Genomic DNA, 15,616 nt, shown 5'->3' with positions numbered 1-15,616 from the left:
GGGGCCCGCGGGGGGCGCGTCGGCCGGTGCGGTGGGTCGGGGGGTGGCGTCGGTGGGCGCGGTCGAGGGGAGGGCCGGGCTGGGGGTCACGGCGTTCTCGGTGTGGGCGGTGAGCGAGGGGCGCGCGGGCGGGGCGGGCCGGTGCGGAGTGCCCGGAGGTGCGGGGGCCGGGTCCGGGGCTGCGGTCCGCGGGTCCGGGGCGGGCCCCGGGGTGAGGGTGACGGGGTCCGGGGCCGGTGCGGCGGCTTGTGCGGGGGCCGGTGGCGGCCACGGCAAGGACGGGAATGGCGCGGGGAGGGGGGTGTGGATGTCCGGGTGGGGGCGCGCCTGGCTGCGGGGGAGGAAGTGGTCCTGGAGGAGGGGAAGGCCCTCGGCGAGGACGGTGAGGTGGCGGCCGGTGCCCAGGTGCTCCCGGGGAGCCGCGTGGCGCGGGCGGGGCCTGTACCGCGCGACGGTGGCCGCGCGCGCCCGTATCGCCGCCGCCCGTGGCGTCCGGTACCTCCAGGTCGACGCGAGCGCCGACAGCGCGCCCATCCTGCGCCGCCTCGGCTTCCTGGAGCTCACGACCACGACGCCGTACATCTGGACGCCGCCCGCCGGGTGACTTCCGGGACGCGATGTCCTCACGCACAGGTCTTATGGCGAGAATGGGGGGATGACCGACAGTCCTGCTCCACTCGCCGACCCCCATCTCCGCTACGACGCCACGCCGGGACGTCGCGACATCGTCGTGCTCGGCTCCACGGGCTCCATCGGCACGCAGGCCGTGGACCTCGTCCTGCGCAACCCGGACCGCTTCCGGGTCACCGCGCTCTCCGCGGCGGGCGGCAGGGTCGGCCTGCTCGCCGAGCAGGCGTATCGCCTGCGCGTCGACCACGTCGCGGTGGCGCGCGAAGACCTCGTGCCCCAGCTGCGCGAAGCGCTGTCCGCGCAGTACGGCGCGGAGCCGCTGCCCGAGATCCTGGCGGGCCCCGACGCCGCGACGCATCTCGCGGCGTCGCCGTGCCATACGGTGCTCAACGGCATCACCGGTTCCATCGGCCTCGCCCCCACGCTCGCGGCGCTGAAGGCCGGGCGCACTCTCGCGCTCGCCAACAAGGAGTCGCTCATCGTCGGCGGCCCGCTCGTCAAGGAGCTCGCGGCGCCGGGCCAGATCATTCCCGTCGACTCCGAGCACGCCGCGCTCTTCCAGGCGCTCGCCGCCGGCACGCGCGCCGAGGTGCGCAAGCTCGTCGTAACGGCCTCCGGAGGGCCCTTCCGGGGCCGTACGAGGGCCGAACTGGCCACCGTCACCCCGCAGGACGCGCTCGCGCACCCCACGTGGTCCATGGGCCCGGTCATCACCGTCAACTCCGCGACGCTCGTCAACAAGGGCCTGGAGGTCATCGAGGCGCACCTCCTCTACGACATTCCCTTCGAGCGCATCGAGGTCGTCGTGCACCCGCAGTCCTACGTGCACTCGATGGTGGAGTTCGTGGACGGGTCGACGCTCGCGCAGGCGACGCCGCCCGACATGCGCGGCCCCATCGCGATCGGCCTCGGCTGGCCCGAGCGCGTGCCCGACGCCGCGCAGGGCTTCGACTGGAGCACCGCCTCGTCCTGGGAGTTCTTCCCGCTCGACGACGAGGCGTTCCCCTCGGTCGGACTCGCCCGGCACGTGGGGCGGCTCGCGGGGACGGCTCCGGCGGTGTTCAATGCCGCCAACGAGGAATGTGTGGACGCTTTTCTCAAGGGCGCCCTCGCCTTCAACGCGATCATGGACACGGTGACCGCCGTGGTGGCCGAGCACGGCACGCCGGCGGCGGGAACCGCCCTGACGCTTGAGGACGTTCTCGACGCGGAGACCTGGGCGCGGGCCCGGGCACGCGAACTTGCTGCGAAGGCGACAGTGGAGGCCACTGCGTGACCGTATTGATGACGATCCTCGGCATAGTCGTCTTCGTGATCGGGCTGCTGTTCTCGATCGCCTGGCACGAGCTGGGGCACCTTTCCACCGCGAAGCTCTTCGGCATCCGTGTGCCGCAATACATGGTCGGCTTCGGGCCGACGCTCTTCTCGCGCAAGAAGGGCGACACCGAGTACGGCCTCAAGGCCGTGCCGCTCGGCGGCTACATCCGCATGATCGGGATGTTCCCGCCGGGACCCGACGGACGCATCGAGGCGCGTTCCACGTCGCCCTGGCGCGGCATGATCGAGGACGCCCGCTCCGCCGCGTACGAGGAACTCGAACCGGGCGACGAGACGCGCATGTTCTACACGCGCAAGCCCTGGAAGCGCGTCATCGTCATGTTCGCGGGCCCGTTCATGAACCTGGTGCTCGCCGCCGCGATCTTCTTCGGCGTCATGATGACCTTCGGCCTGAACACGCAGACCACCACGGTCAGCACGGTCTCCGACTGCGTCATCAACCAGAGCGAGAACCGCGACACCTGCGCCAAGGGCGACGCCCCGGCACCCGCCAAGGCCGCCGGACTCAAGCCGGGCGACAAGATCGTCGCCTACAACGGGCAGTCCGTCGACGACTACAGCGTCCTCCAGTCCCGCATCCGCGCCTCGCGCGGCACGGCGACGATCACGGTCGAACGCGACGGCACGCGCCGTACGCTCCACGCCGACGTCATAGAGAACCAGGTCGCCAAGACCGACGGTGACGGCGGCGTCGTCGACGGCCAGTACGTCACGGCGGGCTTCCTCGGCTTCACGCCGGCCTCGGGCATCGTCAAGCAGTCCTTCGGGCAGTCCGTCGACCAGATGGGCACCATGATGGAGAACGGCGTCCAGTCGATGCTGGCGCTGCCCTCCAAGATCCCCGACCTGTGGAACGCTGCGTTCGACGGCGGGGAGCGCAAGCAGGACTCGCCGATGGGCGTCCTCGGCGCGGCGCGCGTGGGCGGCGAGGTGTTCACCCTCGACATCCCGCCGGAGAACCAGATCGCGATGATGCTGTTCCTCGTCGCGGGCTTCAATCTCTCCCTGTTCCTCTTCAACATGCTGCCCCTGCTGCCCCTCGACGGCGGGCACATCGCGGGCGCGCTGTGGGAGGCGGTACGCCGCCACACGGCCCGCGTCTTCCGCCGCCCCGACCCGGGCCCCTTCGACGTCGCGAAGCTGATGCCGGTGGCGTACGTGGTCGCGGGCGTCTTCGTGTGCTTCACGCTGCTCGTGTTCATCGCCGACCTGGTGAACCCGGTCAAGATCACGTGACGCCGCACCGTCGCGCCACGCGGAGGACGACGCGTGGCGCGACGGCGCGCCAGGGCCTCGCCGCAGGGCGACGGGGCGTCGCAACAGGGTGCGCGGCCGGGTTCGGCGCGGCGGGTATCGTGCCTGGTCACACGCGACGTGGAATATGCGACGTCGCGTCGTCGTGCACGCGCTGCGCCGCGTGGACGGGGCGCCGCCACCGCGTACGACGCGACGTCGCCCAGACGCATCCGGCCGCCGAGACGCGCGCCGTACGCCGCCCCGCGTGCTTCGTGCGACGCGGCATACGGCGTGCGACGTAGCGCCCCGTACCGCCCCGCGCGACGAGACGGGAACGCGACGTCGCACCAGGCGACGCCGCGTGCGGTGCGCGACGTCGCACCGTACAGGGCGAATGACGAGGCGGGACGCGACGTACGGCGGTCGTCCGTGCGGCGCCGGGCAGGTGGCGTGCGACCGACGAACAGGTGACCCGGTGCGGGTCCGTGTTCCCTCTATCCGGTAGTGACGTAATCTCGGGTGACGGAGCCCGAGGATTCCGGGACCGATATCCACACGTTGGGGTTGCACTGCAGATGACTGCGATTTCACTGGGAATGCCGTCCGTTCCTACCCAGCTCGCCGAGCGCAGGAAGAGCCGGCAGATCCAGGTCGGGAGCGTCCCCGTCGGTGGCGGCGCCCCCGTGTCCGTCCAGTCGATGACCACCACACGCACCTCCGACATCGGCGCGACGCTCCAGCAGATCGCCGAGCTGACGGCGTCCGGCTGCCAGATCGTGCGCGTCGCCTGCCCGACGCAGGACGACGCCGACGCGCTGCCCGTCATCGCGCGCAAGTCGCAGATCCCCGTGATCGCGGACATCCACTTCCAGCCGAAGTACGTCTTCGCCGCCATCGACGCGGGCTGCGCGGCGGTCCGGGTCAACCCGGGCAACATCAAGCAGTTCGACGACAAGGTCAAGGAGATCGCCAAGGCCGCGGGCGACGCGGGCGTGCCGATCCGCATCGGCGTCAACGCCGGTTCGCTCGACAGGCGGCTCCTCCAGAAGTACGGCAAGGCCACGCCCGAGGCGCTCGTCGAGTCCGCCCTATGGGAGGCGTCGCTCTTCGAGGAGCACGGCTTCCGGGACATCAAGATCTCGGTCAAGCACAACGACCCCGTCGTCATGGTCAACGCCTACCGTCAGCTCGCGCAGGCGTGCGACTACCCCCTCCACCTCGGTGTCACCGAAGCCGGACCGGCCTTCCAGGGCACCATCAAGTCCGCCGTGGCCTTCGGCGCGCTGCTCGCCGAGGGCATCGGCGACACGATCCGCGTCTCCCTCTCGGCGCCGCCGGCCGAGGAGGTCAAGGTCGGCCTCCAGATCCTGGAGTCCCTCAACCTCAAGCCGCGCCGCCTGGAGATCGTCTCCTGCCCCTCCTGCGGGCGCGCCCAGGTCGATGTCTACAAGCTCGCCAACGAGGTCACCGCCGGGCTCGATGGCATGGAGGTCCCGCTGCGCGTCGCGGTCATGGGCTGCGTCGTCAACGGGCCGGGCGAGGCTCGCGAGGCCGACCTCGGGGTCGCCTCCGGTAACGGCAAGGGCCAGATCTTCGTCAAGGGCGAGGTCATCAAAACCGTCCCCGAGTCGAAGATCGTGGAGACCCTCATCGACGAGGCGCAGAAGATCGCCGCGCAGATGGAGGCCGACGGCATCACGTCCGGTGAGCCCGAGGTCTCCGTCAGCTGAGTCGTACCACTGACGGCCTGGGGACGCTCACGTCCCCGGGCCGCTCGTGTGTGGGGGCCCGCGGTGCGGTGCGATGGCGTGGGTGAGTGGGGGAGCGACGGCGCGTGGGCGACGACGTCGCGCCCGGCGGGTTCGGTGTGGAGGGCGTCGTGCCTGGTCACACGCGACGTCGCATATGCCACGTCGCGCGGCGGTGTGGGCACTGACCTCGCGTCGCGCACGCCGCGTCATCCCTGCCGACGCGACGTTGTATACGCCAGGGGCATATGCGACGCCGCCTGCCACCGTGCGACCCCACGGCAGCACCGGGCCCCATCGACCGCTCGGCCCGCTGCTCCCCGTCCCCGGAGCGCGTCGTCCGCGCGACGGGTACAGTGCCAAAACCAGTAGCCCGTACGGTGAGGCGCTTCGAACGTGTTGACTCAGACCACCACCAGGGTCCTCGGTCCCGAAGACCTGGACGCCGCCTTGGCCGTCCTGCGCCAGGACCCGGTGGCGAACGCCTTCGTCACCTCCCGCGTCCAGGTGGCCGGTCTCGACCCTTGGCGCCTCGGTGGCGAGATGTGGGGCTGGTACCAGCGCGGCCACCTCACGTCGCTGTGCTACGCCGGGGCGAACCTCGTCCCCATCTGCGCGGTACCCGAGGCCGTGCGCGCCTTCGCCGAGCGCGCCCGTCGCGCCGGCCGGCGCTGCTCGTCGATCGTGGGACCGGCCGAACCCACACGCCTGCTCTGGTCCCTGCTCGAACCGTACTGGGGCCCCGCCCGTGAGGTCCGGGCCTGCCAGCCCCTCATGACCGCGGACCAAGTGTCCGACGTACCTCCCGACCCACTCGTACGCCGCGTACGCGGCGACGAGGTCGAGACGCTGATGCCCGCGTGCGTCGCGATGTTCACTGAGGAGGTCGGGATCTCCCCGCTCGCGGGGGACGGTGGGCTCCTCTATCAGGCGCGCGTCGCCGAGCTCATCAACGCCGGACGTTCCTTCGCCCGCATCGACAACGGCAAGGTCGTCTTCAAGGCCGAGATCGGCGCGACGACCCCTGAGGCGTGCCAGATCCAGGGTGTCTGGGTCAACCCGGAGTACCGGGGTCGCGGGCTCGCCGCACCGGGTATGGCGGCGGTCCTGGCGTACGCGCTGCGCGACATAGCCCCGGTGGCGAGCCTGTACGTGAACGACTTCAACACTGCGGCGCGCGCCACGTACCGCCGCGTCGGCTTCCAGGAGACGGGCGCCTTCGCCAGCATCCTCTTCTGAATGGAACCCTGGCTCCGTACCGGTGCGGGGGACCTGGACCGGGCTCCGCTACGGTGCCGGAGCCCAGTGCCGCGCACGACGACCGACGCGGCGTTCGCGCAGGTCGCGGGCGACATGGTGCCGATCGCGCGACGCGCCTTCGCCGCGCCTGCCAGGCCCCTTACCCCCAGAAAAGCGAGGCAGGAAATGACTGACCCGACCGACGGCGCCGGCCCGAAAGGCGCCGCCCCTCGCGACGTCGCGACGCAGCACGCCGCCCGCGATGTCGCGACGGAGCGCGCCGCATGGGAGGAATGGCGCGCGCGACGTCGCGCCGCCCTCACCGCACCGCAGGGCAACCTCGCCCTCGTCGAGACCCGCTGGGCGCCCCTGGGCGAGCGCCCCGACCTCGACGCGGCGCGGGCCGAACTAGGGGAGGGGCAGACCCTCACGACCCTGGAACGCACCGAGCCGGTCAGCGGGCGCCCCGAGTACGGACTGCGCCGCTGGGACCCGCGCTCGCCCGCAGCGCGGCACTTCGACTCCGTCGACACCTTCCCGTACCGCCCCGACTGGGTCCTGGAGGCCGAGTACGAGCCGGTGCAGGGCGCGAGGACGGTGCCCTTCGAGCACATCCGTGACAACGGGGGTACGCGCGACCTGGTCGTCCCCGGCGACCTGCGGCTCACTCTCGACGGCACCGCCTACACCCTCAGCGCCTTCGACGACGACGGCACCCTCCTGCTCGTCTTCGGCGACCCGACGAACGGAACGAGCACCTACGGTGCGGGCCGTTTCCTCTTCGTGCAGCGCGACGAACGGGACAACGGGCCACAGCGCGTCGTCCTCGACTTCAACCGCGCCTTCGTCCCGCCGTGCGGATTCTCGGACCAGTACAACTGCCCCATGCCGCCGCGCCAGAACAGGTTGCACGTGCCCGTCGAGGCCGGAGAGAAGGCGCCGGTCTTCCGAGACGGGTACGGCGCGCACTGAGGGTCGGCACGGCGCGTGACGGGGGAGGCGGGACGGCGCTCCTCTCCACGTCCAACTCACGCGACGTGTTCCCGAGTTGTCGACTCCGCGTCGTACGGAAGCCGAGCACGGCGCCACGCGACGTCGCATATGCCACGACGCCGTGTCCACGCGACAGCTCGGCGCTCCGGCCATGTCACATCCCGTACCACGTCACCCCGGCTCCGTCCCTGTGCCCGCACCAGCTCTTCCCGCCCGCCCCCGCTCCCTCCCCGCCGTCCCGCCCCCGACGCCCGGTAGTCTCCCCGCATGTCGAGCAACCCCGGGCACACCCCCAGTACCCCGGACGAGATCACGGTCGGCCCGCTCGATCTGGCCGCCCGCGTCGACGAGGCACTCGCCGTGCAAGCCCTTGCCTTCGGCCTCACCGACGAGGAGATCGACGTACGGCACCACATCGTGCTGCGGCACCTCGGCGTTCCCGGCGCCCGGGCGCTCGGCGCCACGACGGCCGAGAACCGCCTCGTCGGCTTCGTCTACGGCCTCCCGAACGACCGCGCCCACTGGTGGTCCACGGTCGTGCAGCCGTACCTGCGCAGACTCGGCAACGACGAGTGGCTCGACGACTCCTTCGTGATCACCGAACTGCACGTCCACCCGCGCCACCAGAACCGCGGCATCGGCCGCGCTCTCATCACCGGCCTGACCGACGCCGCGCCGCAGCCCCGTTCGATCCTCTCCGCCATCGACCGCGACAGTCCCGCGCGCGCCCTGTACGCCTCGCTCGGTTACCGCGACCTCGCGCGGCAGATCGCCTTCCCGGGCGCACCGTTGCCGTACGCGGTGATGGGCGCGACGTTGCCTCTGCGCGGCCCGCGTCCCGGCCGGGCATAACCGATTTCCGCCAGCCCCTGGGCCCCGGCTAACCTCGTCACCCTCACCCTTTCCTCGCAGGAGTTCACCATGGCCCAGGTCCAGCGCATGTCCCGATTGATGGTCAAGACATTGCGTGACGACCCGGCGGACGCCGAGACGCTCAGCCACAAGCTGCTGGTCCGTGCCGGCTACGTGCGCCGTACGGCCGCCGGTATCTGGTCCTGGCTGCCGCTCGGCAAGAAGGTCCTCGACAACATCTCGCAGATCGTCCGCGAGGAACTGGACGCCATCGGCGCCCAGGAGGTCCTGCTGCCCGCGCTCCTGCCGCGTGAGCCCTACGAGGCGACCGGGCGCTGGGAGGAGTACGGCGACCTGCTCTTCCGTCTGAAGGACCGCAAGGGCGCCGACTACCTGCTCGGCCCGACCCACGAGGAGATCTTCACGCAGGTCGTGAAGGACCAGTGCACCTCGTACAAGGACCTTCCGGTCATGCTGTACCAGATCCAGACGAAGTACCGCGATGAGGCGCGTCCCCGTTCCGGCGTGCTGCGCGGTCGCGAGTTCCTCATGAAGGACTCGTACTCCTTCGACACGACCGACGAGGGCCTCGCCGAGTCGTACGCACTGCACCGTGAGGCGTACCGCAAGATCTTCGCGCGCCTCGGCCTCGACTACCGCATCGTCTCCGCCGTCTCGGGAGCCATGGGCGGTTCGGCCTCGGAGGAGTTCCTCGCCCCCGCCGCCGCCGGTGAGGATACCTTCGCCGACTGCCCCAACTGCGGTTTCGCCGCGAACACCGAGGCGGTCACCTTCAAGGGCGCCGCTGTGGACGGTTCCGCGCATGGCCCGGTCGAGGAGCTGGACACTCCCGACACGCCGACGATCGAGACCCTCGCCGAACACCTCGGCGTGCCCGCCTCGGCGACGCTCAAGAACCTGCTGGTCAAGGTGGACGGCGAGATCGTCGCCGTCGGCGTCCCCGGTGACCGCGAGGTCGACCTCGGCAAGCTCGGCGAGCACCTGGCGCCCGCCGTCGTCGACATCGTCACCGCCGAGGACTTCGAGGCGAACCCCGAGCTGGTACGCGGCTACGTCGGCCCCCAGGGCCTGAAGCTCCGCTACATCGCCGACCCCCGCGTCGCCCCCGGCACCGCCTGGGTCACGGGCGCCAACAAGCCCGACACCCACGCGCGCAACGTCGTCGCGGGCCGCGACTTCGAGGTCGACGACTACCTCGATGTCGTCGTCGTCGAGGAGGGCGACCCGTGCCCCAACTGCGGCCAGGGCCTCCACCTCGACCGCGCCATCGAGATCGGCCATATCTTCCAGCTCGGCCGCAAGTACGCCGACACCTTCCAGCTCGACGTCCTCGGCCAGAACGGCAAGCCGGTCCGCGTCACGATGGGCTCCTACGGCATCGGTGTCTCGCGCGCCGTCGCCGCGCTCGCCGAGCAGACCGCCGACGACAAGGGCCTGTGCTGGCCCGCCGAGGTCGCCCCGGCCGATGTCCACGTCGTCGCCGCGGGCAAGGTCCTCCAGACCGAGCTGGCCCTGGAGATCGCCGACAAGCTCGCCGCCGCGGGAGCTCGCGTCCTCGTCGACGACCGCGCGGGCGTCTCGCCCGGCGTCAAGTTCACCGACGCGGAGCTCATCGGCGTCCCGAAGACCGTCATCGCCGGCCGCCGCGCAGCCGAGGGCATCGTCGAGCTCAAGGACCGCCGCACGGGCGAGCGCGAGGAACTCCCGGTCGAGGAAGCCGTCGCCCGCCTGACCGCCTGAGCCGCCCGAAGAGCCGGCACCACCCCGCAGCGCGGGACGTCACGCGACGCCCCGCGCTGCGGTGTGCGTGGGTGCGGGCGCGGGGAGCGGGGGACGGTGCGCTACGGGGACGGAGCGGTGCTCTCGGCGGGTGCGCGACGTCCGCGGGGGCTACGTTGCCATGCCTCGTGGCACGCGACGTCGCACCGCATCGTGCCTGGTCGCACGCGACGTGGGTGCGCGACGTGGGACACGCGACGTCGCCGTGCCGGGTACGCGACGTGGCCGGGTCCGCGTACGCGATATGCCGGGCCGTCTCCGTACGCGACGTTGCCTCCTGCACCGCGGCGTCCCGCCCACACGCTCGGGGCCTCACAGCCAGGCGGCGAACTCCAGCAGCGTCTCACCCTCCTGGCGGCGTCCCGCTGCGAGCGCCGCCACGCCGGCCGCCGTCGCGCGAAAATGTGCCCAGCCCTGGACCCGGTCGCGGTCCAGGTCGAGGGCCTCCGCGAGCTTGGCGACGCGACGTCGCGCGGCGCTCGCCCCGCCGTCGCTCGCGACGAGGTCCTCCAGCCGGTCGCGAATCAGGCGCGCGACGTCGTAGGCCCGTTCGCCGATCAGGGGCTCCGGACCGACCGCGAGCCACGGCATCCGCTCGCCCGCGAGGACCTTCGCCTGCCGGAAGGCGCCGTGCAGCAGCACGCGTTCCTCGCCCGGCCGCGCGGCGTCGGCGAGCAGGTCGCGCCGTACCGCGAGGGCGTTCTCGACGAGAGGCAGGACGAGCGGGCCCGCCGTCTCGCGCATGCGCACCCCCTGCCGCTCCGTGCGCGCGGCGAGTGTCTCGTACGGCGACTCGTCGGCCACCGGCACCCACAGCCTGCGCACCGTCTCCGCAGCTTCGAGCAATGCCTTCGCCTGCGGCAGGGAACTCAGCGAGATCTCAGGGCGCAGGCGCTCCAAGAGCAGGCCGCGCTCACTGACGAACGCCGTCGGCGCGTTCCCCGTCCCGTCGTCGGGCGCCGCGCCGTGCCCTCGGCCGGTCTCCGCGGCGGTCTCGGGGGCGGCGAGAAGACGGCACGCCCCGAGGCCGGCCCACCGTGCGAGCGCCGCCGCCTCGGCGGCACAGCGCGCGCCCGGCGGCGCGAGCTTGAGGACGGCGGGAGTGTCGTCCGCGCGGCGTACCAGCAGGACCACGCCGCTGCGCCCGCCCGGCTGGAGCAGCCGCTCCACCCGTACGCCGTAGTGGCGCGTGGCCGCCTCGACCAGCTCAGGGAGCCGGTCCAGCCAGGCCGCCGCGTCCTCCGCGCCGGGGTCCTCTTCCAGGGCCCGTACGAGTCGTCGGGGAGGTTCGAGGACCATGCGGGGCGCATCCTTTCGGCGGGTACCGGGTGGTCAGTCCTGCGGCGGCGGCGAAGCCGGACGCTCCTTCCCGGCCTCCTTGGCCGAATTCGATCGTTCCGCCAGACCTGGGAAGGCTACGCCGTCACCGCTCCAGCGCACCGCGCGGACCGCTGCCTCGCGCAACGCGGCGGCGGCGTCCGCGCGACGTTGCCCCGACGCGGCGCGCACCAGGTCGGCGTACACCGCCGCGACGCGTTCTTCGAGCGCGCCCGCCAGCCGTAGCGCCGCCGCGGCGTCGGGCACTGCGAACGGCAGCGTGTACGCCGCGGCAGCGGGCTCCGGCGTGCCGCCGAGGTCGGTGACGTCGCGTTCCAGGGCGTCGCGTCGCGCGCGGTGCGCGTCGTAGGCCGCCCGCGCGTCGTCGCGGCGCGAGGGCGCGACGCGTCCCCCGACGACGCCGTAGCCGTAGACCGCGGCGTGCTCCGCGCGCAACGCCGCCTGCGCGGCCTTCCGCTCTCGCTCCGTGGCATCGGATTTTCCGACGCGCGTACGAGCAATTTCAGACACCGGCGACTCCTCCTGCTGGCTTCTGGTCCACCCGCTCCCGTGCGGGAAGGCTGGCGTGCGGTCTCACGTGGCCGCGGCGCCGAGTACGTAGGCGTGTGCGGCGCCGGCGGCGGCCACCGAGGCGAGCAGACGGGCCAGTTCCCCCGGTGCGTCCACCAGGACGCGCGCACGCTGGTCGGCGAGCTTCTTCTCCGCCGCGGCGAGGTCGCGCAGCGCCGTCTTCTCGTCGGACGCGACGGGGGGAGTGGGCGACGCGGCCGCGGCCGCGGCACCCGCCGCGCGACCGGTCGCGGAGGACGACGCGTCGGGGGACGGGCTGCTCGTCGCGCCGCGTCCCGCCGCGTCGAACGCCTCGTGGTGGCGCGACACCTGCGCGCGCAGCGGGCGCAACGTCGCGTCGAGTCCGGGGTGCGCCGCCAGCGTCGCGTCGTAACGCGCCGTCAGGCCGGCACTGTCGCGCGCGGCCGAGCGGCTCAGCTTCTGCGCGGTGGTGGCCTCCGCCTTCGCACGGCGTCGCGACGCGGCATCGGAGTCGTCCGAGCAGCCGGTCAGCAGGGTCGCACCTGCCAGGGCGGTGCCCGAGGCGAGCAGGAGACGGCGCGAGAGACGGGGGAGGGGCAGCGGACCCGGGGCGGGCAGTGGCGGCACGGCGTACTTCCTCGGCGGATTCGGTGCCGACGTCGCACGCACGTCGCGTCGGCACCCGCGCCGACGGCGCCACGTCGCGTGGGGACACGGCGCGCGATGCGGTCGGGTGCGGTGACGTACGGAGGCGGCGAGAGCGGCGAACGGCGGGCGGACGACGGTGGCGGGGGATGACAGCGATACGGCGGAGCGGCGGCGCGACGGAGCGGCATTGCGGGTGCGAGTGCCGCCACGTCTTCCGAGCACGCGACGTGCGACCGGAGGCGACGCACGACGCGACGAACACGTCGCGCGGCACGTCGCCCGCGACGCGACCTGACCCGACGTCGCGCCGCGTGCGGCGTTGCCCGCGACGTGCGGCGGTCCGCGCCCCAGGCCCCGTGCCCGCGCGACGTGTGCGTCGCGTCACGTCCACGACGCGACGTCGCGTCGTGTCGCGGGCGACGTACCGCCGGGGCCGCGGAGTGTGGTGGCACTGCGGTGATCACCGTACCCGCGTCCGTCCGTCGTACAGAGGCGCGGACGCCTTGTCGCGCCGTTCGTCCACCGGAAGGCGGCATGGGGGCGTCGACGTCGCGCCACGGCGGTGTCACGACGCGGCGACGCCGCCGCGCGCGACGTCGCTCCGATGCCGTACCGGGATACACCCGGTCGAGTGGCGCCACTCGACGTCGCGACCGGATACCCTTTGAGCCGAGACATGACGCACCACAACAGCACACGCGGCCGAGGAGTCACCCGGATGAGCACCACCCAGAGCGAGAGGCTGCGGGAACTCCTGGAGCCCCTCGTGACCGCCAGGGACCTCGATCTCGAAGAGATCACCGTGACTCCGGCCGGCCGTCGCAGAGTGCTGCAGATCGTGGTGGACGGCGACTCGGGCGTCTCGCTCGACACGTGTGCCGAGCTGAGCCGCGAGATCTCCACCCTGCTGGACGACACCGACGCCATGGGCGAGAACGAGTACGTCCTGGAGGTCACCTCGCCCGGTGCCGACCGTCCTCTCACCGCCCACCGCCACTACGTGCGCGCCACAGGCCGTCTCGTGCGCTTCCAGCTCGCCGAGGGCGGCGAGCTCGTGGCCCGGCTGCTGAAGGCGGACGACGCCGGGCTCGACCTGGAGGTCCCGGGCGTCAAGGGCCGCAAGCCGACCAGCCGCAGGCTGGAGTTCCCCGAGATCTCGAAGGCGCGCGTGGAGATCGAGTTCAACCGCAAGGAGAGGACGGCCGAGGCCGGTCCTCAGCACGCCGAGCAGGCCGAGGCCGAGCAGGCACCGAAGCCGAAGGAGGCGTAGCCGTGGATATCGACATGAGTGCCCTGCGGGGTCTGATCCGGGAGAAGGAGATCTCCTTCGACCGTTTGGTCGAGGCGATCGAGTCGGCGCTCCTCATCGCGTACCACCGCACGGAGCACAGCCACCGCCGCGCGCGCGTCCATCTCGACCGTGAATCGGGTCATGTGACGGTGTGGGTGAGGGAGGAGGAGGCGGACCTCGCGGATCTCGGCGAGGACGCCCGTCCGCGCGAGTTCGACGACACGCCCTCCGACTTCGGGCGCATCGCGGCGACGACCGCCAAGCAGGTCATCCTCCAGCGGCTGCGCGACGCGCAGGACGACGCGACGCTCGGCGAGTACGCCGGGCGTGAGGGCGACATCGTGACCGGCGTCGTCCAGCAGGGCCGCGACCCGAAGAACGTCCTCGTGGACATCGGCAAGCTGGAGGCCATCCTGCCGGTGCAGGAGCAGGTCCCCGGCGAGGAGTACACGCACGGTCTGCGGCTGCGCTCGTATGTCGTACGCGTCGCGAAGGGTATGCGCGGCCCCTCGGTCACCCTGTCGCGCACCCACCCGAACCTCGTGAAGAAGCTCTTCGCCCTGGAGGTCCCCGAGATCGCCGACGGGTCGGTCGAGATCGCCGCCATCGCGCGCGAGGCCGGGCACCGGACGAAGATCGCGGTCCGCTCGAACCGCTCCGGGCTCAACGCCAAGGGCGCCTGCATCGGCCCCATGGGCAGCCGGGTGCGCAACGTCATGGCCGAACTGAACGGCGAGAAGATCGACATCGTCGACTGGTCGGACAACCCGGCCGACCTCGTGGCCCACGCGCTCTCCCCGGCGCGCGTCAGCCACGTCGAGGTCGTCGACCTCGCGACGCGTTCCGCCCGCGTCACGGTGCCCGACTACCAGCTCTCGCTGGCGATCGGCAAGGAGGGCCAGAACGCCCGCCTCGCCGCGCGCCTCACCGGCTGGCGCATCGACATCCGTCCCGACACGGAGGCGACGGACGAGGACGGCGACGGAAGCGGGAACGAGGACCGCGAGGGGAGCCGCGACGGGGCCCGCGAGTCCCGCACCGTCGCACCCGCCCGCAGCGCGGACCGCAGGCCGGCCCGGGGCTGACGACGGGGGACTGGCGCGGCGCGGCGCCGCGCCGGCTGCACCACGTCGCCACGTCGCCACGTCGCCACGTCGCGTCGGCGCCGCCACGTCGCGTCGCCTCCGGCTGACGCCCGTACGGTGCCCGCGACGTCGCGTCGCCCGCGCACCACGCGCCGTGGAATATGCCACGGCGCGTGGCCGTTCCGGATACGCAGGGAAGCGGAGACGCGGAAAGCGCGGCGCCGTGGCGACGTCACTCCGCGGTTCATCCCCCATGCGGGCGACGCCACGGCGCCGAACGCCGCGACAGCCACCCACGGAGGCACGCCCGCGATTCCGGCCACGTCGCGCCCCGCGCCCCCACCGCGTCCTCGGGCCGCGTGATCAGGCGTCCCCGCCGCAGCCCACGGGAAGCCGATATCCGTGTGCGCCACCCCGCCCCCGTAAGGCACGATCCCCCCACTGGCCTCGCGCCCCGCGCGGTCCCCGGGGGAGGCGCCCCGCGGAACACAGCACAGGACAAGCGGAGTCCGCCCGGTGCGGCGCTCCGCCTCAGATGGCCGTTCGATCTTTTCCCCCGATAGGGATGAGGTCGTTACGGGGAGGTAGACTGAAGAGTGTCTGGTCGGACGCATGCGCGCCCCTGCCCTGAACGCACCTGTGTCGGGTGCCGGGAGCGAGCGGCCAAGAACGAACTGCTGCGCACTGTGATGGTCGACGGAGCCCTGCTCCCCGACCCGCGCGGTACGCTGCCCGGCCGGGGTGCGTACGTGCACCCCGTACCGGCCTGTACGGAGCTGGCGGTACGCCGCCGCTCGTTCCCCCGGGCCCTCCGGGTCCAGGGGCCGCTCGACACGGCGGAACTCCGTCGCTATGTCGAGCAGGCAACACCGTAAGAAGCGCCGCAC

The 15,616-nt window shown here is 72.4% G+C and carries 13 protein-coding genes and 1 pseudogene; 11 read left to right on the top strand and 3 right to left on the bottom strand.

The window, feature by feature from the left end; translation table 11 throughout:
* Nucleotides 1–421: 421 nt before the first annotated feature.
* The 8 genes and pseudogenes from IF99_RS0123400 to IF99_RS0123365 form a co-directional block, all read left to right on the top strand.
* Nucleotides 422–604, top strand: a pseudogene (locus tag IF99_RS0123400) (GNAT family N-acetyltransferase); the annotation flags it as partial.
* Between the two features lie 51 nt (nt 605–655).
* Nucleotides 656–1,906: a 1-deoxy-D-xylulose-5-phosphate reductoisomerase gene (dxr, locus tag IF99_RS0123395; protein ID WP_030998954.1), complete on the top strand. Its 1,251-nt coding sequence runs from the start codon at nt 656–658 to the stop codon at nt 1,904–1,906.
* Entirely contained in the window at nt 1,903–3,204 is a 1,302-nt protein-coding gene (locus IF99_RS0123390; RefSeq protein ID WP_030998952.1) for a M50 family metallopeptidase, read from the top strand. The genes dxr and IF99_RS0123390 overlap by 4 nt, the downstream gene beginning before the upstream one ends.
* 575 nt (nt 3,205–3,779) lie before the next feature.
* A complete protein-coding gene (ispG, locus tag IF99_RS0123385; protein ID WP_078655234.1) occupies nt 3,780–4,934 on the top strand; it encodes a flavodoxin-dependent (E)-4-hydroxy-3-methylbut-2-enyl-diphosphate synthase in 1,155 nt (384 codons plus the stop codon).
* A 414-nt stretch (nt 4,935–5,348) separates the two neighbouring features.
* Nucleotides 5,349–6,191 (top strand): GNAT family N-acetyltransferase, encoded by an 843-nt coding sequence (locus tag IF99_RS0123380; RefSeq protein WP_030998948.1) that lies wholly within the window; start codon nt 5,349–5,351, stop codon nt 6,189–6,191.
* A 186-nt stretch (nt 6,192–6,377) separates the two neighbouring features.
* Nucleotides 6,378–7,163: a DUF1684 domain-containing protein gene (locus tag IF99_RS0123375; RefSeq protein ID WP_030998946.1), complete on the top strand. Its 786-nt coding sequence runs from the start codon at nt 6,378–6,380 to the stop codon at nt 7,161–7,163.
* Nucleotides 7,164–7,451: 288 nt separating this feature from the next.
* Entirely contained in the window at nt 7,452–8,036 is a 585-nt protein-coding gene (locus IF99_RS0123370; protein ID WP_030998945.1) for a GNAT family N-acetyltransferase, read from the top strand.
* A 69-nt stretch (nt 8,037–8,105) separates the two neighbouring features.
* Nucleotides 8,106–9,797, top strand: a complete 1,692-nt coding sequence (locus tag IF99_RS0123365) for a proline--tRNA ligase (protein ID WP_030998943.1) — start codon at nt 8,106–8,108, stop codon at nt 9,795–9,797.
* Between the two features lie 351 nt (nt 9,798–10,148).
* Here the strand turns inward: IF99_RS0123365 and IF99_RS0123360 are convergent, their stop codons facing one another.
* The 3 genes from IF99_RS0123360 to IF99_RS0123350 all read right to left on the bottom strand — a co-directional run bounded on the left by IF99_RS0123360 (nt 10,149) and on the right by IF99_RS0123350 (nt 12,332).
* Nucleotides 10,149–11,135 (bottom strand): aminoglycoside phosphotransferase family protein, encoded by a 987-nt coding sequence (locus IF99_RS0123360; RefSeq protein ID WP_030998941.1) that lies wholly within the window; start codon nt 11,133–11,135, stop codon nt 10,149–10,151.
* A 33-nt stretch (nt 11,136–11,168) separates the two neighbouring features.
* Nucleotides 11,169–11,684 carry a ferritin-like domain-containing protein gene (locus IF99_RS0123355; protein WP_030998939.1) on the bottom strand — a complete coding sequence of 172 codons (516 nt, stop codon included), beginning with the start codon at nt 11,682–11,684 and terminating at the stop codon, nt 11,169–11,171.
* 63 nt (nt 11,685–11,747) lie between these two features.
* Nucleotides 11,748–12,332, bottom strand: a complete 585-nt coding sequence (locus tag IF99_RS0123350; RefSeq protein ID WP_051703638.1) for a hypothetical protein — start codon at nt 12,330–12,332, stop codon at nt 11,748–11,750.
* Between the two features lie 739 nt (nt 12,333–13,071).
* On the opposite strand from IF99_RS0123350, the gene rimP reads away from it, so the two are divergent.
* From rimP to IF99_RS0123335, 3 genes are all read left to right on the top strand, one after another.
* Nucleotides 13,072–13,623, top strand: coding sequence for a ribosome maturation factor RimP (gene rimP, locus IF99_RS0123345; protein ID WP_030998935.1), 552 nt, complete (start codon nt 13,072–13,074; stop codon nt 13,621–13,623).
* Between the two features lie 2 nt (nt 13,624–13,625).
* Nucleotides 13,626–14,729, top strand: coding sequence for a transcription termination factor NusA (gene nusA, locus IF99_RS0123340; protein ID WP_030998933.1), 1,104 nt, complete (start codon nt 13,626–13,628; stop codon nt 14,727–14,729).
* Between the two features lie 596 nt (nt 14,730–15,325).
* On the top strand, nt 15,326–15,604 hold the full coding sequence (locus IF99_RS0123335) for a YlxR family protein (RefSeq protein ID WP_009068965.1): 279 nt from the start codon (nt 15,326–15,328) through the stop codon (nt 15,602–15,604).
* Nucleotides 15,605–15,616 lie beyond the last annotated feature (12 nt).

This window comes from Streptomyces sp. NRRL F-5630, assembly GCF_000719475.1.
In the GTDB taxonomy this organism is placed as follows: Bacteria; Actinomycetota; Actinomycetes; order Streptomycetales; family Streptomycetaceae; genus Streptomyces.
The sequence above is the reverse complement of the archived record's forward strand: the minus strand, read 5'-3'. Positions and strand labels throughout refer to the sequence as shown.